Source organism: Mesorhizobium silamurunense, assembly GCF_014843825.1.
In the GTDB taxonomy this organism is placed as follows: Bacteria; Pseudomonadota; Alphaproteobacteria; order Rhizobiales; family Rhizobiaceae; genus Mesorhizobium; species Mesorhizobium silamurunense.
This window is the reverse complement of sequence record NZ_JHQR01000101.1, coordinates 1-20565: the sequence shown is the minus strand read 5'-3', so window position 1 is coordinate 20565 and position 20565 is coordinate 1. Positions and strand designations below refer to the sequence as shown.

At 63.8% G+C, this 20565-nt stretch carries 24 protein-coding genes and 2 pseudogenes; 12 read left to right on the top strand and 14 right to left on the bottom strand.

Annotation, left to right across the window (positions count from 1 at the left end; all coding sequences use genetic code 11):
* On the top strand, window positions 1-1218 hold a 1218-nt coding region (locus DH10_RS12215; protein ID WP_192384760.1), incomplete at its 5' end, for a peptidoglycan DD-metalloendopeptidase family protein.
* A 101-nt stretch (window positions 1219-1319) separates the two neighbouring features.
* Here the strand turns inward: DH10_RS12215 and DH10_RS12210 are convergent.
* Window positions 1320-2192, bottom strand: a complete 873-nt coding sequence (locus DH10_RS12210) for an ATP-binding protein (RefSeq protein WP_192245955.1) — start codon at window positions 2190-2192, stop codon at window positions 1320-1322.
* Between the two features lie 268 nt (window positions 2193-2460).
* Between DH10_RS12210 and yajC the strand changes: the two genes are divergently transcribed.
* From yajC to DH10_RS12185, 6 genes and pseudogenes are all read left to right on the top strand, one after another.
* Window positions 2461-2799 carry a preprotein translocase subunit YajC gene (gene yajC, locus DH10_RS12205; RefSeq protein WP_067000009.1) on the top strand — a complete coding sequence of 113 codons (339 nt, stop codon included), beginning with the start codon at window positions 2461-2463 and terminating at the stop codon, window positions 2797-2799.
* Window positions 2800-2854: 55 nt separating this feature from the next.
* Window positions 2855-5410, top strand: coding sequence for a protein translocase subunit SecDF (gene secDF / locus DH10_RS12200; protein ID WP_192245953.1), 2556 nt, complete (start codon window positions 2855-2857; stop codon window positions 5408-5410).
* A gap of 13 nt (window positions 5411-5423) precedes the next feature.
* Window positions 5424-5813, top strand: a complete 390-nt coding sequence (locus DH10_RS12195) for an Mth938-like domain-containing protein (RefSeq protein WP_192245951.1) — start codon at window positions 5424-5426, stop codon at window positions 5811-5813.
* Entirely contained in the window at window positions 5814-6662 is an 849-nt protein-coding gene (locus tag DH10_RS12190) for a phytoene/squalene synthase family protein (protein WP_192245949.1), read from the top strand.
* A gap of 123 nt (window positions 6663-6785) precedes the next feature.
* Window positions 6786-6908 (top strand): hypothetical protein, encoded by a 123-nt coding sequence (locus DH10_RS37615; RefSeq protein WP_281423826.1) that lies wholly within the window; start codon window positions 6786-6788, stop codon window positions 6906-6908.
* A pseudogene (locus DH10_RS12185) lies at window positions 6908-7851 on the top strand (sterol desaturase family protein). Before DH10_RS37615 ends, DH10_RS12185 begins: the two are co-directional and overlap by 1 nt.
* 306 nt (window positions 7852-8157) lie before the next feature.
* On the opposite strand, the gene DH10_RS12180 reads toward DH10_RS12185, so the two are convergent.
* From DH10_RS12180 to DH10_RS12165, 4 genes are all read right to left on the bottom strand, one after another.
* Window positions 8158-8403 (bottom strand): hypothetical protein, encoded by a 246-nt coding sequence (locus DH10_RS12180; RefSeq protein WP_192245945.1) that lies wholly within the window; start codon window positions 8401-8403, stop codon window positions 8158-8160.
* A gap of 4 nt (window positions 8404-8407) precedes the next feature.
* The gene (gene trmFO / locus DH10_RS12175; protein ID WP_192245944.1) at window positions 8408-9823 is read right to left on the bottom strand and encodes a methylenetetrahydrofolate--tRNA-(uracil(54)-C(5))-methyltransferase (FADH(2)-oxidizing) TrmFO; all 1416 of its coding nucleotides are present in this window, start codon (window positions 9821-9823) and stop codon (window positions 8408-8410) included.
* Window positions 9824-10192: 369 nt separating this feature from the next.
* Entirely contained in the window at window positions 10193-10333 is a 141-nt protein-coding gene (locus DH10_RS12170; protein WP_071096637.1) for a DUF1127 domain-containing protein, read from the bottom strand.
* A gap of 49 nt (window positions 10334-10382) precedes the next feature.
* Window positions 10383-10523 (bottom strand): DUF1127 domain-containing protein, encoded by a 141-nt coding sequence (locus DH10_RS12165; RefSeq protein WP_006335194.1) that lies wholly within the window; start codon window positions 10521-10523, stop codon window positions 10383-10385.
* A 234-nt stretch (window positions 10524-10757) separates the two neighbouring features.
* Between DH10_RS12165 and DH10_RS12160 the strand changes: the two are divergent.
* Together DH10_RS12160 and DH10_RS12155 are read left to right on the top strand one after the other, a co-directional pair.
* A pseudogene (locus tag DH10_RS12160) lies at window positions 10758-11875 on the top strand (DUF2157 domain-containing protein).
* Complete coding sequence (locus tag DH10_RS12155) at window positions 11872-12453, top strand: GDYXXLXY domain-containing protein (protein ID WP_192245942.1); 582 nt, start codon at window positions 11872-11874, stop codon at window positions 12451-12453. The pseudogene DH10_RS12160 and the gene DH10_RS12155 overlap by 4 nt, the downstream one beginning before the upstream one ends.
* 52 nt (window positions 12454-12505) lie before the next feature.
* On the opposite strand, the gene DH10_RS12150 is transcribed toward DH10_RS12155, so the two are convergent.
* The 9 genes from DH10_RS12150 to DH10_RS12110 all read right to left on the bottom strand — a co-directional run bounded on the left by DH10_RS12150 (window position 12506) and on the right by DH10_RS12110 (window position 19551).
* On the bottom strand, window positions 12506-13438 hold the full coding sequence (locus tag DH10_RS12150) for a COG3904 family protein (RefSeq protein WP_192384759.1): 933 nt from the start codon (window positions 13436-13438) through the stop codon (window positions 12506-12508).
* A 579-nt stretch (window positions 13439-14017) separates the two neighbouring features.
* Complete coding sequence (locus DH10_RS12145) at window positions 14018-14398, bottom strand: hypothetical protein (RefSeq protein WP_192384758.1); 381 nt, start codon at window positions 14396-14398, stop codon at window positions 14018-14020.
* Window positions 14399-14515: 117 nt separating this feature from the next.
* The gene (locus DH10_RS12140; protein ID WP_246811544.1) at window positions 14516-15106 is read right to left on the bottom strand and encodes a DNA cytosine methyltransferase; all 591 of its coding nucleotides are present in this window, start codon (window positions 15104-15106) and stop codon (window positions 14516-14518) included.
* On the bottom strand, window positions 15103-15657 hold the full coding sequence (locus tag DH10_RS12135) for a hypothetical protein (RefSeq protein ID WP_192384757.1): 555 nt from the start codon (window positions 15655-15657) through the stop codon (window positions 15103-15105). The genes DH10_RS12140 and DH10_RS12135 overlap by 4 nt, the downstream gene beginning before the upstream one ends.
* Complete coding sequence (locus DH10_RS12130) at window positions 15654-16142, bottom strand: hypothetical protein (RefSeq protein ID WP_192384756.1); 489 nt, start codon at window positions 16140-16142, stop codon at window positions 15654-15656. Before DH10_RS12130 ends, DH10_RS12135 begins: the two co-directional genes overlap by 4 nt.
* Complete coding sequence (locus DH10_RS12125; RefSeq protein WP_192384755.1) at window positions 16139-16432, bottom strand: hypothetical protein; 294 nt, start codon at window positions 16430-16432, stop codon at window positions 16139-16141. The genes DH10_RS12130 and DH10_RS12125 overlap by 4 nt, the downstream gene beginning before the upstream one ends.
* Window positions 16429-16746 carry a hypothetical protein gene (locus DH10_RS12120; RefSeq protein WP_192384754.1) on the bottom strand — a complete coding sequence of 106 codons (318 nt, stop codon included), beginning with the start codon at window positions 16744-16746 and terminating at the stop codon, window positions 16429-16431. The genes DH10_RS12125 and DH10_RS12120 overlap by 4 nt, the downstream gene beginning before the upstream one ends.
* A complete protein-coding gene (locus DH10_RS12115; protein WP_192384753.1) occupies window positions 16739-16942 on the bottom strand; it encodes a hypothetical protein in 204 nt (67 codons plus the stop codon). Before DH10_RS12115 ends, DH10_RS12120 begins: the two co-directional genes overlap by 8 nt.
* Window positions 16939-19551, bottom strand: coding sequence for a DNA methyltransferase (locus DH10_RS12110; protein WP_246811543.1), 2613 nt, complete (start codon window positions 19549-19551; stop codon window positions 16939-16941). The genes DH10_RS12115 and DH10_RS12110 overlap by 4 nt, the downstream gene beginning before the upstream one ends.
* 90 nt (window positions 19552-19641) lie before the next feature.
* On the opposite strand from DH10_RS12110, the gene DH10_RS12105 reads away from it, so the two are divergent.
* The 3 genes from DH10_RS12105 to DH10_RS12095 all read left to right on the top strand — a co-directional run.
* Window positions 19642-19854, top strand: coding sequence for a hypothetical protein (locus DH10_RS12105; RefSeq protein ID WP_192384752.1), 213 nt, complete (start codon window positions 19642-19644; stop codon window positions 19852-19854).
* Complete coding sequence (locus tag DH10_RS12100; protein ID WP_192384751.1) at window positions 19851-20018, top strand: hypothetical protein; 168 nt, start codon at window positions 19851-19853, stop codon at window positions 20016-20018. The genes DH10_RS12105 and DH10_RS12100 overlap by 4 nt, the downstream gene beginning before the upstream one ends.
* Window positions 20015-20565 (top strand): DUF7666 domain-containing protein (locus DH10_RS12095; RefSeq protein ID WP_425515313.1); only part of this gene is annotated, 551 nt, incomplete at its 3' end. The genes DH10_RS12100 and DH10_RS12095, both read left to right, overlap by 4 nt.

Sequence of the window (20565 nt, the reverse complement as noted above, 5' to 3'; positions counted from 1 at the left end):
GCCAAGCCGATGCGCACCACCTCCGCCCCGGCGCTCGCGCCAGCTCCTGCCGCGCCACATCTCGACAGGACGGCGACGGGCACCGTGCAGCCTGCGAAGCCTTTCAAGACCGCCGAGCCCGATGCCGTGCGCAATGCAAGTGCCGCGCCGCACGCGACCGAGATCGTGGTGAGGGAAGGGGAAACGATTTCCGGCCTGGCGCGTCAATATCATGTGCCGGCCGACGCGATCATCAAGGTCAACGGGCTGGATGCCAACAAGGGCATCAGAAGCGGGCAGAAGATCGTCATCCCGGCCTATGCCTATTCGAGCAAGGGCGAGCCGAAGGTTGCTGACGGTACCAAGCCCGCCAATCCGCCGAAGCAGCCCGCCGGCGCGCCGGAGAAGGTTGCCGTGCTGCCGCAGCAGCCGAAGCTCAAGGACGGCAAGTCGGCCGCGCAGGTCGATGCATCGGCGGCGGCCAGCGGCTCGAAGAACGCCAAGCCTGCTCAGATGGCCGAGGCAAAGCCGGCCGGCGCCGGCGGCACCTACACCGTCCAGCAGGGCGATTCACTCTCCTCGATTGCCCGCAAGACCGGCGTCGGCGTCACGGCGCTCAAGCAGGCCAACGGCATGAAGGACGGCCTCTTGAAGATCGGCCAGACGCTCAAGGTCCCGGCCGGCGGCACCGTTGCCGTCGCCGCCGCCAAGCCTGCCGCGACCAAGCCGGCCGTCGACCCGGTGACGACGGCGACCACGCAACCGCCGGCAAAGACCACGCCGTCGGAGACGCTCGCCTCCTACACGCCGCCGAAGAAGGACGCCAAGGTCATCCAGCAGGCGGAGGACGACGACGCGGTGGCGCCGGATGCGACGGGCATCGGCAAGATGCGCTGGCCGGTGCGCGGCCGCGTCATCTCCGGCTTTGGCTCCGGCAAGGACGGCGTCGACATCGCGGTGCCGGAAGGAACGCCGATCAAGGCGGCCGAGAACGGTGTCGTCATCTATGCCGGCGACGGCCTCAAGGAGTTCGGCAACACGGTGCTGGTGCGCCACGAGAACGGGCTGGTCACCGTCTACGGCCACGCCAGCTCGATCGAGGTGCAGCGCGGCCAGAAGGTCAAGCGCGGCCAGGAGATCGCGCTGTCCGGCATGAGCGGCACCACGGACTCGCCGAAGCTGCACTTCGAGGTGCGCAAGAACTCTGCCCCGGTCGATCCGAGCGGCTATCTCGAATAGAACAAGAACAATTGCGGGCCACCTGACCTCCAGTCCGGCCCGCCGTCTTCAGCCCGCTCCGCCAGGAGCGGGCTTTTTCAGTTGCAGCCGAAGGCGGACCGTCAGTCCTTCAGCGGCTTCCCAAGCCTGCCTGCCAGGTCCTGGGTGAACTGCCAGGCGACGCGGCCAGAGCGGCTGCCGCGCGTTGTTGCCCATTCCAAGGCTTCCGCGCGCAGCGTCTCGTGGTCGATGGTGAGACCGTGATAACGGACATAGCCGTCGATCATGTCGAGATATTCGTCCTGCGAGCATTTGTGGAAGCCGAGCCACAGGCCGAAGCGATCGGAGAGCGACACCTTTTCCTCCACCGCCTCGGAAGGGTTGATGGCGGTCGAGCGCTCATTGTCGATCATGTCGCGCGGCAACAGATGCCGCCGGTTCGACGTGGCGTAGAAGATGACATTGGCCGGCCTGCCTTCGACGCCGCCTTCGAGCGCCGCCTTCAGCGACTTGTAGGAGGTGTCGTCATGGTCGAAGGAGAGGTCGTCGCAGAACAGGATGAAGCGGTAGGGCGCCGCCTTCAGCAGGCCCATCAGCTTAGGCAGCGTGTCGATGTCCTCGCGATGGATCTCGATCAGCTTGAGAGGCCGGTCGAGCGTATCCGAGGCGTTGACCTTGGCGTGCACGGCCTTGACCAGGGACGACTTGCCCATGCCGCGCGCGCCCCAGAGCAGCACATTGTTGGCGGCGAAGCCGGACGCGAAGCGCTCGGTGTTGTCGAGCAGGATGTCGCGGACACGGTCGACGCCGCGGATCAGGCCGATGTCGACGCGGTTGACCTTGCCTACCGGCTCCAGGAACCCCGGATCGGCCTGCCAGACGAAGCAGTCGGCCACGCCCAGGTCGGTCTCCGGAACCGGCGGCGGGGCGAGGCGGGACACCGCTTCGATCAGGCGGTCGAGCTTTTTGTTCAGGGCATCCAGGCTATCGGTCATTTCCGGTCTTTTTCGCTTTGGCAATCTCGGAACGTGAAACGGGTCCGGGGCTGCACACCAAGAACCAACTGCAAGCTTTTGTTGGAGCAGGATCTTTCGGCCAGCTCCAAGCGGCTTGCGGCTGCGACCCTCTAGCACGCGCCAAACGGCTGGAAAAGCAACGGATTCGGCTTGTCGCGCAGTTGCATTGGCAACTTTACCGACTATATTCCGCCCAAATTTCGCGAGGCCGCCCCGGGGCGGTTTTCAATCATCCAGGAGTTTCTTGATGTTCGTCACACCGGCATACGCCCAAGGCGTCGGTACCTCGCCTGACATGTTCATCAGCATTTTGCCGTTTGTCCTGATTTTCGTGATCATGTATTTTCTGATCATCCGGCCGCAACGCACCCAGCTGAAGAAGCGCCAGGAAATGCTGGCTGCGGTGCGCCGCGGCGATACGGTGGTGACCGGCGGCGGCTTCGTCGGCAAGGTGACCAAGGTGATCGACGACAACGAACTGGAAATCGACCTTGGCGGCGGAACCAAGGTGACGGCGCTGCGCTCGACGATCTCTGACGTGCGCGTCAAGGGCGAGCCGGTGGCGAACCAGAACGCCAAGAAGTAATCCAGACCTCGATGGCGGAACGCTGCCGCTTGTACGCCTGAACGGATAAGAACGAATGCTTTATTTCTCGCGCCTGAAGATGATCCTGATCTGGCTGGCCGTGGCCGTCACAGTGATCCTCGCCGCGCCCAACCTGTTCCCGGCAAGCACACTGGCGCAACTGCCGAGCTGGGTGCCGAAGCGGCAGATGACGCTCGGCCTCGACCTTCAGGGCGGCTCGCACATCCTGCTCGAAATGAATCAGAACGATCTGATCAAGGACAGGATGGAGACGACGCGCGACGAGATCAGGACGCTGCTGCGCGACGCCAATCCGAAGATCAACTACACCGGCCTTTCCGGCTCCGGCCGCACCGTGCAGGTGCGCATCACGGACCCGGCTCAGCTCGATCAAGCCAAGAAGGTGCTGAGGCCGCTGACCGATCCGGTGGCGGCGGGACTGTTCAGCGGCGGCTCCATCCAGGAAATGGCGCTGGATGATTCCGAGCCCGGCTTACTCAAATTCACCGTCACCGACGCCGGCCTGAAGTACCGCACCTCGACAGCGCTGACGCAGTCGATCGAAGTGGTCGAGCGGCGCGTCAACGAGCTCGGCACCACCGAGCCGATCGTGCAGCGGCAGGGCGACGACCGCATCCTGGTGCAGGTGCCGGGCCTGCAGGATCCGCAGCGGCTGAAGGAAATCCTCGGCCAGACCGCCAAGCTGACATTCCAAATGGTCGACCAGTCGATGCCTGTGCAGGACGCGCTGAAGGGCCGTCCGCCCGCGGGCTCCTCGATCCTCTATTCGCAGGATGATCCACCGGTTCCGTACCTGATCGAGAACCGCGTCATCGTTTCGGGTGAAAATCTGGTCGATGCGCAGGCGACCTACAATTCGCAGACCAATGAGCCGGTCGTTTCGTTCCGTTTCGATTCCAAGGGCGCGACCCGCTTCGGCCAGGCGACGGCGCAAAATGTCGGCAAGCTGTTCGCCATCATCCTCGATAACCAGGTGATTTCGGCGCCGCAGATCCGCGAGCCGATCCTTGGCGGCACCGGCCAGATCTCCGGCAACTTCACGCCGCAAAGCGCCAATGACCTTGCCGTGCTGCTGCGCGCCGGCGCGCTGCCGGCGACGCTGACGGTGATCGAAGAGCGCACGGTGGGCCCGGGCCTCGGCCAGGACTCCATCCACGCCGGCAAGGTGGCGGGCGTGATCGGCTCGATCCTCGTCGTCGCCTTCATGTTCGTCGCCTATGGCTTCCTCGGCTTCCTCGCCAATATCGCGCTGGCCGTCCACGTGGCGATGATCGTGGCGCTGCTTTCGCTGCTGGGCGCTACGCTCACCTTGCCCGGCATCGCCGGTATCGTGCTCACCATCGGCATGGCGGTGGACTCCAACGTCCTGATCTACGAGCGCATCCGCGAGGAGCGACGAAACGGCCGCTCGGTGATCCAGTCGATCGACACCGGCTTCGCCAAGGCGCTGGCGACGATCGTCGACTCCAATGTCACCTCGTTGATCGCGACCGTGGTGCTGTTCTGGCTGGGCACCGGTCCGGTCAAGGGCTTCGCGATCACCTACGCGATCGGTATCCTGACGACGGTGTTCACCGCCTTCACCTTCACGCGCATGCTGGTGTCGATCTGGCTGCGCCGAGCGCGCCCGAAGGAATTGCCGCGCGCGCCGGTCACCTTCATTCCGCCGGGAACCAAGATCCCGTTCATGGGCATCCGCCGCTGGACATTCGCTTTGTCCAGCCTGCTGTCGATCCTGTCGGTCGTCGGGTTCCTGACCATCGACATCAACTACGGCATCGACTTCAAGGGCGGCTCGATGATCGAGGTGCAGTCCAAGCAGGGCAACGCCGATCTCGCCGACATCCGCGGCCGGCTGTCCGAGCTCAACATCGGCGAGATCCAGGTGCAGCAATTCGGTGCGCCCAACGACGTCTTGATCCGTGTCGGCACGCAGCAGGCGGGCGAGAACGCCGAGCAGACCGTCATCGACAAAGTGCGGGGCGAACTGCAGGACCAGTATGATTTCCGCCGCGTCGAGGTGGTGGGGCCGACGGTTTCCGGGGAACTCGCCAAGCAAGGCACGATCGCCATGCTGATCGCGCTGGTCGGCATCCTGCTCTATGTCTGGTTCCGCTTCGAATGGCAGTTCGCGGTCGGCGCCATCGTCGCCACGGTCCACGATGTGGTGATGACCATCGGCTTCTTCGTCATATCCGGGCTTGAGTTCAACCAGTCGTCGCTGGCGGCGATCCTGACCATCATCGGCTATTCGCTGAACGACACCATCGTCGTCTATGACCGCGTCCGCGAGGATCTGCGAAAATACAAGAAGATGCCGCTGCCACAGCTGTTGAACAACGCCATCAACGAGACGCTGTCGCGAACGACGCTGACCTCGGTGACCACCATCCTGGCGCTGTTGGCATTGGTGCTGTTCGGCGGCGAGGTGATCCGCTCCTTCACGCTGGCAATGCTGTTCGGCGTGGTGTTCGGGACCTATTCGTCGATCTTCATCGCCGCGCCGCTGCTGATCCTCTTCAAGCTCAGGCCGCAGGCCGCGACCGCCGAAGAGAGTAAGCCGGCGAACGGCAAGGCCGTGGCGACCTGACGCCGCCCGGCCCATGGCCAAAGGCATCGTCATCCGCGAGGCGCATTTCCCGGGCAGGGCGCCGATCGAGGCCTATGGCAATGGTGGGTTCCGCTTTGCCGACATGTCGCATCGCGGCTCGCTGCTCTGCCTGCCGTCGGGCATCCATGGCTGGGAGCCGGCCGATCCGCAGGCACTGAAAGCTTCGGACTTCGACAAGCTGTTCGCCCAGGCCGGCAACGTCGAAATCCTGCTGGTCGGCACCGGCAAGGATCTGCGGCCGCTGCCGGCGGCGTTGCGCTCTGCGCTGAAAGCGGCCGGCATCTCGGCCGATCCGATGTCGACGGGCGCAGCCGTGCGCACCTACAACGTGCTTCTGGCCGAGGACCGCGCCGTGGCCGCAGCGCTCATTGCCGTCGATTGAATGGCCGGCACTTCCAACATCGTCATGGACGCGGTACGCACCGCCGATCCTGACCGCTATCTCTGCGCGCTCTACGCGCCGACCGACAAGCGCGACGCGTTGCTTGCGCTCTATGCCTTCAATGCCGAGATCGCCAGCGTTCGCGACCGCATCCGTGAGCCGCTGCCGGGCGAGGTGAGGCTGCAATGGTGGCGCGATGTCATCATGGCCGAGGGCGGGGCGGAGACCGGTCATCCGACCGCCGATGCGCTGAGGGCGGCGATCGCCGCCAATCATCTGCCGAAGGCCGCTTTCGAGAACATGCTAGAAGCACGCATTTTCGATCTCTATGACGACCCGATGCCATCGCGGACCGACCTGGAGGGGTATTGCGGCGAGACGGCCGCGGCGCTCATCCAGCTTGCGGCAATGGTGCTCGATGCGGCTGCCGCGCCGCGCTTTGCCGAATTGGCGGGCAGGGCCGGCTGCGCGCAGGCGATCACGGGCTTGCTGCTCCTGTTGCCGCTGCATCGCAGGCGAGGCCAATGCTACGTGCCCGCCAATATCCTTGCGGCCGCGGGTACGACACCGGAAGAGTTCGTCAAAGGCGAGGGTGGTGCCGGCGCGGAGCGGGCGGTGGCGGCGATGATGGCCCTGGCGCGGGAGCATCTCAGCGCTTTCGAGAAGGGCGCGTTGGCTCTCCCGGCCTCACTGCGCCCGGCTTTTCTGCCGCTGGCGCTGACGCGCGCCTATCTCGACAAGATGGACAAAGCGGGTCGATCTCCACTCGCAGACACCGCGACACTCTCAACCTTGCGCCGGCACTGGCTGCTCTTGCGTCATGCCATGCGCGGCTGGGCACCCCTTTGACGTAAACGTCAATCATGCTAGGGGTTCCGTCGCGTGGACTCGCGTCAAAGAAATGCGAGCCGCCGGAGGAGCCGCTTCCCATGAGCCTGTGATGTTCTCGCTCTGGCGCGGGAAGGGAACGCCGTGTTGCTGCGAATGGATGATTTCACCTGGAAAGGCGGGCGGTTTGCCTTTGCCAACGAAGCCGACGCGCTGGCCGTGGCGGCGGCGCTGCAAGGCCACGATCGGATCCGAAAGGCAGCGTGATGGACGACTACAATTTTCCGCAGGTCACCCAGCTAGCCATTCCGTTCTTCGTCACCGCGATCCTGATCGAGCTCTGGCTGGTGCGCACAGGCCGCGCCAGGGGATCGTTCGAGACACGCGACACGCTTACCAGCCTGATGATGGGAACGGGCAACGTCGTTGCCGGCCTCTTGCTCGGCTCGTGTCCTACTGGGCGCTGCTGTGGCAGTTCCGCTTCTTCAATCTCGGCCTGTCGATCTGGGTGTTCGTCGCCGCCTTCCTGCTCGATGACCTGCGCTACTACGTCTATCACCGCATCGCGCATCGGGTGCGTTGGGTGTGGGCCGAACATGTCAACCATCATTCCAGCCAGCACTACAATCTCTCGACGGCGCTCCGGCAGAGCTGGACCGGGCTCTTTACTTTCACCTTCATCCTGCAGGCGCCGCTGGTGCTGCTCGGCTTCCATCCGGCGGTGATCGCCTTCGCCTTCGGCTTCAACCTCGTCTGGCAGTTCTGGATCCACACCGAGACGATCGGCAAGATGTGGGGCTGGTTCGAATTCATCTTCAACAGGCCATCGCATCACCGCGTCCACCACGCCACGAATCCGCGCTATCTCGACGCAAACTTCGCCGGCACGCTGATCATCTGGGACCGCATGTTCGGTACTTTCGTCGAGGAGTTGGAGAGCGACCGGCCGCGCTACGGCATCGTCAAGAATATCGGCACCTTCAATCTGCTGAAGGTCGCCTTCCACGAGTGGATCGGCATGTTCAAGGATACGCTGATGCCGGGGCTGACGCTTAGCCAGCGCCTCAACTATCTCGTCCAGCCACCCGGCTGGAGCCATGACGGATCGCGCGACACGTCGGAGACGCTGAAGGCGGCTTATGTCAGGCGAAATCCAGGCGAGGCGGGCAAGCCGGGATTGCCGATGGCAGGTGCGGAGCCGGCAGAGTAGCTAATCTATCACGATCCGCCCGCTGCAGAATCACCGCCGATACGTTGACCCGTCCCAAGGTAACGCCCGGATTCGCCACCCATGGCGTCTCTGAAACTGCCCTCCAACTCTACCATTGCATCGACAACTGCCGGTGCCTCCGGGGCTGTCTCTCGTGCAAATCGCGCGTTGACATACACGCCGTGAGGATGTGACGATCGAGGCGGGCTTGGATAGTCCAGGACGGCGACAGCGAATAGAGTGTCTTCATGAAATCAACGAGGAATCGGTCGTTGTACGGGCCTTTGAGGCGCTGCAGGGCAACGATCATTTGCAAGCTTCGATCGCGGTTCTCGTTGTAGTCTTCGTTTCGAGCACCCAGCCCTTGCCTCCATGGGGCTGGCCGATCAGCGCTTCAAGTGCCGGTATATGAACCTCGCGCAACTTCCGCCTGTTGTTGCAGCGGATGTAGACACTCCAAAAGATCTCGTAGTCGCCAGCGAAGGGTTCCTCACTCTCCGGCCAGCCCGGTGGCAGAAGCTGAGGGATCGTGCCGAATTCGGATCCAGGCATGCGGCTATTCCGCGGCAGCTTGCGCCGTCGGCGCCGGCAACCCCAGCCACTGCCTGCAATCAGCCAGTGCGCGCGATGTGATCGCGCGGCGCTTGGCGACGGTTTTGTCCTTGCCGCGCAGGCGCTTGCCTTCGACCTTCGGCGCTTCCACCGGCGGGAACAGGCCGAAATTGACGTTCATCGGCTGGAAAGAGCGCTTTCCGGGCTCGTCGTCGGAGACTATATGGCCGCCGGTGATGTGGTTGAGCAGCGCGCCGAAGGCGGTGGTCGACGGCGGCAGCGAGGGCCGCTGGCCAAGCCGTTCGGCGGCGGCGAAGCGGCCGGCGAGCAGGCCGATGGCCGCGCTTTCGACATAGCCTTCGCAGCCGGTGATCTGGCCGGCGAAGCGCAGGCCGGCCCGCGATTTCAGCTGCAGCGACGGATCGAGCAGTGTCGGCGAGTTGATGTAAGTGTTGCGATGCAGGCCGCCGAGACGCGCGAAGTCCGCATTTTCAAGCCCCGGAATGGTGCGGAAGATGCGCACCTGCTCGGCATGCTTCAGCTTGGTCTGGAAACCGACCATGTTGTAGAGCGTGCCCAGCGCATTGTCCTGGCGGAGCTGCACGACCGCATAGGCCTTGACCGACGGATTGTGGACGTTGGTCAGTCCCATCGGCTTCATCGGTCCGTAACGCAGCGTCTCGACGCCGCGCTCGGCCATCACTTCGATCGGCAGGCAGCCGTCGAAATAGGGCGTGCCTTCCCACTGCTTGAACTCGGTTTTTTGCCCCTCCAGCAACGCCGCTACGAAGGCGAGATACTGCTCCTTGTCCATCGGGCAGTTGATGTAGTCCTTGCCGGTGCCACCTGGGCCCACCTTGTCGTAGCGCGACTGGAACCAGCAGACATTCATGTCGATCGTGTCGAAATGGACGATCGGGGCGATGGCGTCGAAGAAGGCCAGCGCATCGGCGCCGGTTGCCCCGGCGATCGACTGCGCCAGCGATGGCGCCGTCAGCGGGCCGGTGGCAATGATCGCCTGGTCCCAGTCCGCCGGCGGCAGGCCGGGCACTTCCTCGCGGACGATGGTGATCAGCGGATGCGCCTCGATCTTCGCGGTGACCGCGTTGGAAAAGCCATCGCGGTCGACGGCCAGCGCGCCGCCGGCTGGAACCTGGTGCGCGTCGCCGGCGCTCATGATCAGCGAACCGGCGAGCCGCATTTCGGCATGCAGCAGGCCGACGGCGTTGGCCTCGGCATCGTCCGAGCGGAAGGAATTGGAGCAGACGAGCTCGGCCAGCCCGTCGGTCTTGTGCGCATCGGTGCCGCGCACCGGGCGCATCTCATGCAGCACGACCGGGACGCCGGCCTCAGCGATTTGCCAAGCAGCTTCGGAGCCGGCGAGGCCGCCGCCGATGACGTGTACGGGATTTGTGCTCATGAGCGCCGAAATAGTCGCTTGGCGCGGCGATTGCAATTACCGGATTCGACCCGGCTGACCGGCTGATGCGGAAGACTGCCTCCAAAACAACAACACCCGCCGGGGGAGGAGGTCCGGCGGGTGTCGTTTTTGGGGTCGATCCTCGGGAGGAGGTGAAGATCGACCATATTCGCCATCGCCGGGGAGGAGGTCGGCTTTGACGAAATTCCTTCCGCCAATTGAAAAGGGGCGGATCCTTTCTGGAGAACAACGCCCGCCGGGGGAGGAGGTCCGGCGGGCGCCGTTTCGGTGGTCAACCTTTGGGAGGAGGTAAAGGTTGACCGTATCCGTCAGGGTCGGGGAGGAGGTCGACCCTGGCGAAATTCCTTGTCAAACCGCCTTGCGGGCGATCATCTTGATCTCGTCGCGGACGATGCCGAGATCATGGAGCTGGCGGTTCGAAAGCCGACCCAGCTCGGAAACCGTCTCGCGATAAACGCGCCAGTTACGGTAGCTACGGATCAGGTTCATTGTCTTACTCTTTCAAAACTGGTTCGGACCATTCGCGGTCCGAAGCGGATTAGACCGCCTTGCGGGCGACGTAGTGGATGTCGCTGCGGCTGATGCCGAGGTCGGTCAGTTCACGGTTCGACAGGCGGCTCAGCTCGGAAACGGTGTCCCGGTAGCGGCGCCAGTTGCGGTAGTTGCGGATCAGGTTCATGGTAGTGCTCGTTTCGTCTTTCGTACGGATCATTCCGTTTGTGTACGAACGGAAAATAGGTGGGATCATATCGGTTTAAAAGTGCCATTGGCGCATGGCAGCAATGCAAATTGTGCAATGCAACATTAACGGCCATTCACGCTTGCGACACAAAGAAGGCCGAATCGGAAAATGCCATTGCGTCAACGGGTTGGCTGTTCCGGCTAAAAGAATGACCAAGCTTGGGGGAAGCGCATGGCGGGCTATGCGGCGAAGGTGAGGGCGGATATCGCCCGCTGGCGGGAAGCGGGCCTGATCGACGCGCCGACGGCAGACGCATTGGCGCGCGACGTGGCCGCCAACGAGCGCACCTCGCTGAGCTTCGGCTCGATCCTGGCGATGATGGCCGCGCTCCTGTTCGGCGCAGCGATACTCATCTTCGTCGCCGCCAACTGGGAAGCCATTCCGCGGCTGGTGCGCGTGGCGGCGCTGTTTGCCGTCATCCTCGGCGGTTATGTCGGCGGCGCCGTTCTGAAGGCACGCGACCACCCGGCGATCGGCGAGGCGCTATGGATCGTCGCGGCCGCGGGTTTCGGCGGGTCGATCGCACTGATCGGCCAGATGTACCACCTGTCGGGCGACGAGGCCTCGGCGCTGCTGACGTGGTGCGCCGGCACGGCGCTGGCGGCGGTTGCCCTGCGCTCGAACCCGCTTACCGTCGCCTCCGTCGGCATTGCCGACGCCTGGTTGTTCCTCAAATGGGGCGGATTTTTCCGCCGGCCGAGTTTCCGTATCTCTTCGCCGCTATCGCACTGGTGTTGTTTGCCATTTCATTCTGGACGCGCAGCCAGGCGGCGCGGCACCTGATCATCCTGTCGATCCTGTTCTATCTGGCACTGCTGGCCATAGACCACAACACGCTCCAGGTCGCCATTCCGCTTGTGCTCGTCTCGGCGCTGCTGTTTGCGGCGGCGATCTTCGCCGCCGAACCCGTCGAGAGAATCGTGCAGCTCGGCGGCCGACTGCCCTTGCACGCGCTCGTCGGCTTTCTTGCCGGCCTGGCAATGGTCGAGTTCGAACTGGCCGATGAGGCGAGCTACAACAGTGGTTTTGCCATTGCCTCGGCGGCCGCGCTTGTCGGCATCGTCGCGGCGATCATGCTCGGCGGCCGTGAGAGCAGGGGGCTGCGCTGGGTGGCCTATGCCGGCTTCGCCTTCGAACTCGCCATCATTTATGGGGTGATGTTGCAGTCAATGCTCGACACGGCCGGTTTCTTCCTGTCCGCAGCCGTGCTGCTCGGCATCCTGGCGCTGGTCATCATCCGCGTTGAAAAACGCATGAAGACGCCTGCCGGAGGAGGAGCAGCGGCATGAGCGGCAAAAGACTGATCATCGCGGCGCTGGTGCTGGCACTCGTCCAGATAGGCATCCTCAGCTGGATCATCGCCGGGCGCGCGGCGATCCTGCGCAATGGCAAGGAGGTTCTGCTCAAGGTCGAGCCCGTCGATCCGCGCGATCTGCTGCGCGGCGACTATATTTCAGTCAACAACAGCATATCGCGGATCCCGGTGAAGCTGATCGCCAACATTCCGGAAGGCAAGTCATTCAGCGACGACACATCGATCGTGGTGCGGCTGAAGAAGGGTGCCGAGGGCTATTGGCAGCCGACGACCGCGTGGTTCGGCCAGGCGCCGGCGCCGGCCGGCCCGGACGAGGCAGACATCGCCGGCCATGTCACCGAGGGCTGGGATCTGCGTTCGCCCGACACGACGATCGCGCCGGAATACGGGATCGATCGTTTCTATCTGCCGGAAGGCGAGGGGATGGCGATCCAGAACGACATGCGCGTGCGGCCGTTCGGCATCAAGCTGGCGCTCTCGGCCAACGGCACGGCGCAGATCAAGGCGCTGATGGACGGCGACAAAACGCTGTTCGAGGAGCCGCTTTATTAGAGTGTATGGGTCCTGGCGTCAGCGCGACGGTCGGCGTCAATGATGGTCCCGCTTATCGCTGAACATTGCCTGTCTCTGCGATGATTTTGGGATAGGGGCCAATCGATATCGTATAGCTGAAGTTTGCTGCGCCTTTTTCCTGCTTGTGGGTCGAAGGGCTGCGCACAACCCAGTCATAGAGGCCCGAGACCACGCAGCGATCGTCAGCGCAAGTGACCATAATGCTGTCATCGCGGACGCTGTATTCGCGTTCAGGCCAGCGCTGGTAATAGTTCCTCTTGTCCTGAATGATCGAGCTTAGGTTCGTCAACTTGCCATAATAGTCGACCGTGGGAGCGTAGGACGCCTGGACTTGAGCAAGGGCGAAGTCGTTGTTGTCGCCATGATGCTCGATGAGATCCTTGATGAAGGCGACCGCAACGCTCTCCATCTGACGTCCGGCATCGGGTGCAGGCGCACGCACAGGCACGGGAATTTGTCTCGTGGACACCTGCGAAGTACCCACGGGCGATTGGTTCGCTTCGACATTGGTCACACGCAACTCTGCCATTTCGCTGGCAGATAGGTATCTTATGTCGTGCTTGTCATAGCTCGAAGCTAACTCCATCAGCTTGGGGTCCACTCCCATCTCTATTACATAGGATATAATTTCGGCCGTTCCGAGCTGGAAACGGGCCGCCGCTTCTTCGTTGGACATCCTGTCAGCCGGTTTAAAGGACGCCCTATGAACGCCGATAGAGCCTGGTTCGGCAATGCGGTGGACGCCACCCAAGAAGGCCAATGAGCAGGCTGAAGCACACTGCAATTGGCGAACTTGAAGCGTGTCCAACCCTGCCGCGCGGATCATACGCCCCAACCGAATCGCACTGCCGACGTTGCCACCAGGGGAATTGAATACAATCACCCTGGCCCCGCTGCCTACAACCGCGCTGCTAAAGGTGTTGAGGGGTTCATTGGCGCCAAATTCACCAGAGACAACAAGCATTGGCTGCTGGCCCGGAGGGGAAGCCGGAGTGTACTCCAAAGCCTCAACCTGACACGTCGCGGCCGCGACAGCCGACCCAACCCCCAAGACTACAGAAATTACGCGCACAACCCCACAAAGCCCCAACCTACCCGGTGCAACTAAGGACCTGTTAACGGACTATTTCAAGAGCATTGTTTGATGTCGGAGAGATTGGGGAAAACTCGAAGGATGCTTGGAGTCGTGACCTTGCCGGAGTTTCTTCGTGGCGGGATTTTCTCCGCCTTTCGCCGAGACAATCGCGGCCGCACGAGAGGGCCGACGTACCTGGCAGAAAATTCGAATGCGCCCGGGAAACTTGCTAGTAGCCGGCGAAAAAGCTGGTGCGGATGAAGTGCACCTGTTTTTCCGGCAGGCATTGAAAACACATGCGAAATCGGAACTCGAAATGAATTTGTGGCACGATATGTGGCATGATAGGCGGCAGTTTATCGGTGGTTCGATGCGGAAGGAAAACGGGTGCCTGAAAACGAAAAAGCCCGCCAGCCCATTCAAGGGCCAGCGGGCGAGGCAGAGCGCATGGCGTCGCTCTTCGGCACGTCAGGGCGGCCTGGGCGGTTTCTGTTCGGCCATTGCCTGCACCGTTGCGGTGAGCGCGGCGACGGCGTTGGACAACCCGACGATACTATCCTGCACGCGGTCGAGCCTGGCGAGTGTCGCATTCTCGAACTTCTCGCGCGACGAGGTCGAGGCGGTCTGGTTGGTCTCGACCGCGATCAGGCGGTCGTTGATCTTGGAAACCTGCTCCGTCTTCTGCTCGACGGCGGTGACGCGCTGATTGGTGGCTTCGAATTTCGAGTCGAGATAGGCCGTGCCGAGGTAGGAGATCAGCCCGAGCAATGGCAACGAAAGCGCCATCGATACCCTCGCCACGGCAAGCAGCAGCACGCTGTCGGCAATCTTCTGAGCGCTTCCATTCATTTCGTCCTCTGCCATCTGCCCCAATGCCCTTTGCCCTATGCACTGCTATTTCGAGAGGGATGTAGATCGCGACCAGGCAGACTGCGAACATGACAACGCTGGCGGCGATCCACGGTTTCATTGCCCCAATGTCACTGCTTGTCCCATTCGCCGATCTTGTGGATCTGAGCGGTGCATACCCGTAGCCCGGCCTCGTTGACGTCGCCGCGCTCGACGAAATCGCCGGTCACCCGCGGGCCGCTCGCCCTTGGCGGCGACGCTGCCGTCGAGGCGCATGACGCGGCCGGTGGCGGCATCGCGCTTGGCGATCAGCGGCCCCCATGACTGGATTTCGTAGACGTTTTCCAGCGTGATCGTCTCCGGCCGCACCGTGCCGGCCCAGCGGCAGACGATCCACGCCAGCGAGCGCCGCCGCTTTGACACCGGCTTGCCGCCCTTGGCGACCGAGAAATGCGTGCAGTCGGGCGAGGCATGCAGGATGCGCACGCCGCGCCCCTTGCAGACCTCGCGCGGGTCGGCCTCGAAGACATCGCAGGTCAGGTGTCTTGTGTGCGGATGGCGGACCTTGTGCACCGCGACCGCGACCGGATCGTGGTTGATGGCGACATGGACGGGAAATCCAGCCGCCTCCAGCCCGTCGCAGCCGCCGCCCATGCCGGCGAAGAGGACGATCGTCATCCGGTTGTCGAGCATAAATCCTGCGTTCATGTCCCCGCCTTCAGCCATGCGGCAAAATCGGCGCGCAGCGCTTTCCACGCCTCGCTCGCCTTGCCGCCATTGTTGAGTTCGTTGCGCGATTGGACGCCGAGGATCGAGCGCACGCGCTGCGCCACCCGCTCGTCGGTCAGCGGGCGCTCAAGCCCATGCTTTTCCTCGAGATAGACCTTGAAGCGCGCGTCCTGGCATTTCAGAGCGCACTCGGCGGCGAAGTTTTTGACGTCGCGCGCGGCCGGCTCGCCGACCGTCGGGTTGCGCTGCAACTCCGGCCGCAGCGTACGGATCCGGGCAAAGGCCTCGTCGAGCAGCTTGAGCAGGAAGCGCACCGTGTCGGGCGCATCGGCCGCGAATGCCACCTCGTCAGGAGAGGCATGCTCAGAAAAGCGCGCCAGCATGACGATCTCGCCAAAATCGGCGCGCGCCTCGATCAGCGGCCCGCTCTCATCCTGCGCGCGCAGCCACACCGCCGGCGAGATCGCCTCGAGCGAAGCGCGCACGGCCTTCAGGCGGGCAGCGTCGGAAGAGAGCGCGGCGTTGTTCATGCGGTGCCCCCACTGCCGTCGAGGCCTTCGCCGCCGAGCTGGCGGGCCACGCTCCAGCCGAAGTCGGTCAGCCGGCGCGGGCGCAGCCGCTTCTGCGCCGCCTCAAGCTGCTCCACAAAACCTTGGCGTTCGAGCGCGTTGATGATGCTGCAGGCGGTGCCGGCGCCGATATCGCCGCAGACCAACGCCAGCCCGGCAATCGGCAGGCGGCACCAGCCGTCTTCCTCCGAATGCAGCGCCACCTGGTAGAGCATGGCGGCCTGTAGATGCGTCAGGCCGTCGGTGCGCTTGCGATGGCCGCGCGCGACCTCGTGCGGATCGTCGCCGTCGAGGATGGCGTCTTCCATGCCGCCCTCGAGCACCAGCCGCAGCAGGGCCGAGACCAGCACGTCCGGCCGGCATTTCTTCGCCGACGCGGCGCGCGCGATCATCGCCGCCTGCTCGCCAGAAATGAACAGCCGGATCGGATTGACGTCAGTCTTCATGCTGCACCCGCCCGGGCGAATTCCGCCATCACCGCCCGGTAGCGCTCGGCCACGATCGTCAGGTCTTCCGACACGCGGCCATCGGCATCGCGCACGGCAAGCAGGATCGAGGTGCGCAAGTCGACGAAGGCGAGGCCTACTTCGAAGCAGGCGCGGCGGCAGCATTCGACGATCGAGCCGCGATATTTCAGCATCACCGAATCCGGCATGCGCAGCAGGATGTCCGCGCGGGCTCTATCCCCATCCGCATCGTAAAGCTGGCGCAGCATCGGCAGCATGGTGTCGGTCATCGCGCCTCGCTTTCAGGCCGTGTCTCGCTCCGTGTTTCACGGGGCACAGACGCTGTAACAGCCTGTTGCAAAATGGATTTTCGTGTCACACGGCGGCGTTTCGCGCCGTCGACACGGAAATCGAGAGGCCTGAGCCGCAGCGCCTTGCAGAGCGCCAGGAAGCTGCCGATCGTCAGGTTCTGGCCCGCCTTCGCGCGGCTGATCATGGCGACGTTAAGCGTCGGCCAGGTCGCCACGGCCTGGCGCGTCGAGACGCCGTCGAGACGCCGGCGAACTGTGGCGGCAAAGCGCTCGCGGTCGAAGGGATCAGCCATTGCCGCCCTCCGCCTTCTTCAGCTTTCGGTCCAGCGCGCGCTTCAGGCGCTTCAGCTGCTTCGCAGTCTCCGGATCCGGCGCGCGTTCGGCCGGTGTCGGGTAGTGCGCATCGCCGCGCCGGCGCTTGGCCTCGATCGCCGCGGCATAGCAGCCGGCGGCATCGGCCTGCGGATCGTATTTCCGGCGCTTGCTCATTCCGCCGCCTCCAAATCGTCGAGGCCGAGCATGTCGAACATGGTCGGGATGGCGCGCTTGCGTTCCGCCTCCTGGCAGTAGCGCAGGCCGTCGCGGAAATAGGTCTCTGAGAGTTCCGAGGCCTGCCCGCGCCGCCCTTTCAGGATGGCGCGATAGGGCACGGTCATCAGCCCGCCGAACGGGTCATAGATGATGTCGCCGGCGTTGGAATAGCGGTCGATCAGCCGGTCGACGATGTCGAACTGCAGCGGGCAGACATGCTTTTCGAGATTGCGGAAAGCCTGCTCGCCGTTCAGCGTGCGCATGCGCACGACATCGTGCCAGACGCTAGGTGAGCCCGAGCGCGGATCGAGCGTCATATAGGTCTTGGACAGAGAATCCCGCGCGGCCAGTTCCTCGCCCAGCTGCACATGCTTCTCGAAGTCGTAGATCGCGCCCTCGAAACAGCGCTGGAACAGTTCGCGAAGCGGCTTCGGCCCGAGCCGCACCAGCTCGTCGGTCGTCAGCAGCCGGTCGCCCGACGACGGCCAGAAGGCATGCGCGTCGAGCTGCCAGCGGGCGAGGGTGTAGCCGCTGCCCGGCACCTGCGCGCGCCGGTCGCCATCCTTCCACCTGGTCGTGCCGCCGTCGGCCGTGAACACCATCGGCTTGTCATGCGCCACCGGCTCGTCGGCATAGCCGCGCGTCAGATCGCTCTGCGGACGGCGGAACAAGAGCACATATTCCGGACAGCCGACGCCCATCTTGGTGGCGTCCTTCATCATCTCGGAATAGGTCAGCCGATAGGTCTGGTTGTTCTCCTTCACCACGTCGGTGACGACGGTGATCATGCCGATGTACTGAAAGCCGTGCTTGAGATAGTGGAAGATCGCCTCGGCGTGGAAAGGCGAGACGGTCGGCACGCCTTCGCCGGTCACCGAGCCGAACAGCACGCGGTCCTTGACGTGGATGCAGGCCAGCCGCCCGGGCTTCAGGATCCGGAGCAGCTCCGGCGTCAAAAAATCCATCTGCGCCCAGAAGTGGCGGTTGTCGTCGGTGTGGCCGAAATCGTTGTAGCTCGCGGTGTATTCGTAGTGGTTGGCGAAGGGGATCGAGGTGATGATCTCGCCGATTGAGGCATCGGCCGTGCGCCTGGCTTCCAGCACCGCATCATTGTGCGCGATGACGAAGCCGTCGCCGCGCTCCTCGCGCCTGGCGACGCCGATCGAGCGCTGCAACACGTCGTCCAGCGGCAGGCCGTCGAGCCCGTAGCGGCGGATGATTTCCGCCATGCGCGCCATCAGCTTCTCATGCTCGGCCCATTTGCCCTCGAGGTTGCGGCGCACCTCGCGCTCGGCCTCGGAAAAGATGATGTCGATCCGACATTCCTGCGCCTGGCCGAAGCGCACGATGCGGTGCACCGCCTGGATGAAGTCGTGGAACTTGAAGCCGACCCCGACAAAAATCGCCCAGTGGCAATGCTTTTGGAAATTGTTTCCGGCGCCCGACATCTCCGGCTTGGTGGCGAGGTATTTGAACTTGCCATCCTTGAAGCCGACGGCGTTCTTCTCGTTGGCGTCCAGCCCTTGCGTGCCGAAGATCGAGCGCGCGCCCGGCACCGACGCCTCGATCGCGCGCCGCTCGTCCTCGAGGTCGTGCCAGAGGATGGCATGCGCGTCCGGATCCTGCGCCAGCAGCTCGCCCATGCGGGCGATGCGGGCGGAGAGACTATCGCGTTTTGCCGCGCTCGCCTGCGTCACGCCGAGCGCGGTGTTGCGGATCAATAGGCCTTGGCCATCGCGGTCATAGCCCGCGGTCGAGTGATCGATCGGCACTTCGTGCCAGTTCACCGTCACAGGCGGCAGCACATAGCCGTCGTCGGAAAATCCGAGGTCGGACGGCGATTGCAGGAAGACCGCCCAGCTGTGCACCCACAGCCAGAACTCGTCTTCCTTGTGCGGGAAGAGCGTCAGGTCGCCGGCGCTCTCCGAATTGCGCTGGAAGAAGCGGGTGAGGGCCTGGCCGGTGTCCATCACGCCGAGGAAGCCGGCATAATGGATCAGTTCCTTGGTGCGGTTCGGCGACGGCGTCGCGGTGGCGACGAACTTGAAGCGCACCGATTTGAACAGCGGCAGGAACGTCTGGAATGTTTTCGTGCCGTAGCCGCGCAGCACCGCCGCCTCGTCGAGGCTGGCCGCGACGAAGCGCGCTACGTCGATCTTGCCGGCGAGCACGCTCTCGTAATTGGTCAGGTAGATCGTGTCGTCGCTGTCGATCTCGACATCGGAGCGGATGAACTTCAGCTTCACCGCGCAATCGCCGCCAAAGCGCTCCTCCGCCTCGGAAAAGAATTCATGCCGCACGCCGAGCGGGATGACGATCAGGCGCAGACCCGGCGCGAAGCGCCCGACCAGGCGCATCAGCTCGATCTGCATGAAGGTCTTGTGCAGGCCGAACGATGCGAAGATGGCGCGGCTGCCGCCATTCAGCGCCCAGCGCACGATCGCCCGGCAATGCGGCGCGCCGGCCGGGTTGATGTCGTCGGGCGCGACGTCGAAGCCGTCGGCCTTCGCCAGCTGCATCTTGCGGCGCAGGAAATCGAGATCCGAGCCGCGCCGCTGCGATACCAACCTCGTCGGCGGCGCAGGCGAATGCCTGGCATGTGATGCCGACCAAGGTGAGGCCTGTCGCGATCGTCCTTCCGCGAAGGAGGCGCGCTGATGGGGATCGAGCGCCATTCCGGCCTGCAGCAGATCGTCTGCGATTGCGGCGCCAGCCAGCCACGCACCTATCAGGCGGACGAATTCGACGTGATGGTTTCCGACGCCAGAGCGGCCCGCTGGTCGATCCAGCGCGTCGCCGGCGAATGGACCCACACCTGCCCTGATTGCGTCGAGGCAGCGCGGCGAAAGCCGCAGGGGAGGCTGCTTTGAGCTTCCCCTACATCTACCGCTGGGATCGCCATGGCCGCAAAGGGCAGGCCTGCGCCGTCACCGCGCGCGGCACGATGAACTCGATCCGCGTCGAGTTCGCTGACGGCTACGTGATGATCACCAGCGGCAACGCCATCCGTAAATCGAAACCCGGAGAGAAATGACCATGCCGCGCGCGAGGAAAGCAGCGACCGCCGAAACAATTACCACCGTGATCACCGCCTATAAGGGCTTTCGCGACGACCTGACATGCCGGCCGGACGGCAAGGTCTTCCAGTACGAGATCGGCAAGACCTACCGGCATGATGGCAAGGTGAAGGCCTGCGAGGGCGGCTTCCATGTCATCACCGGCCATCCGCTGGCACTGTTCCAGTATTACGCGCCGGCCGGCACGCGCATCTGCCAGGTCGAGATCTCCGGCGAGATGGACAGCGACGACGGCGGCGAGAAGACGGCCGCCGAGATCCTGACCATCGGCAAGGAAATCGGCCTGACCCAGCTGATCCTCGACGCCGTCAAATGGGTGACCGACCGCGCCAAGCTGGTCGATGGCAATCATACGGCAGGCGAGAGCGAGGCCGTCGAGAACGATGACCACGGGGGCGCTGCCACCGCGTCAGGCGAGCAGGGCGCTGCCACCGCGTCGGGAACCTGGGGCGCTGCCACCGCGTCGGGAACCTGTGGCGCTGCCACCGCGTCAGGCGAGCAGGG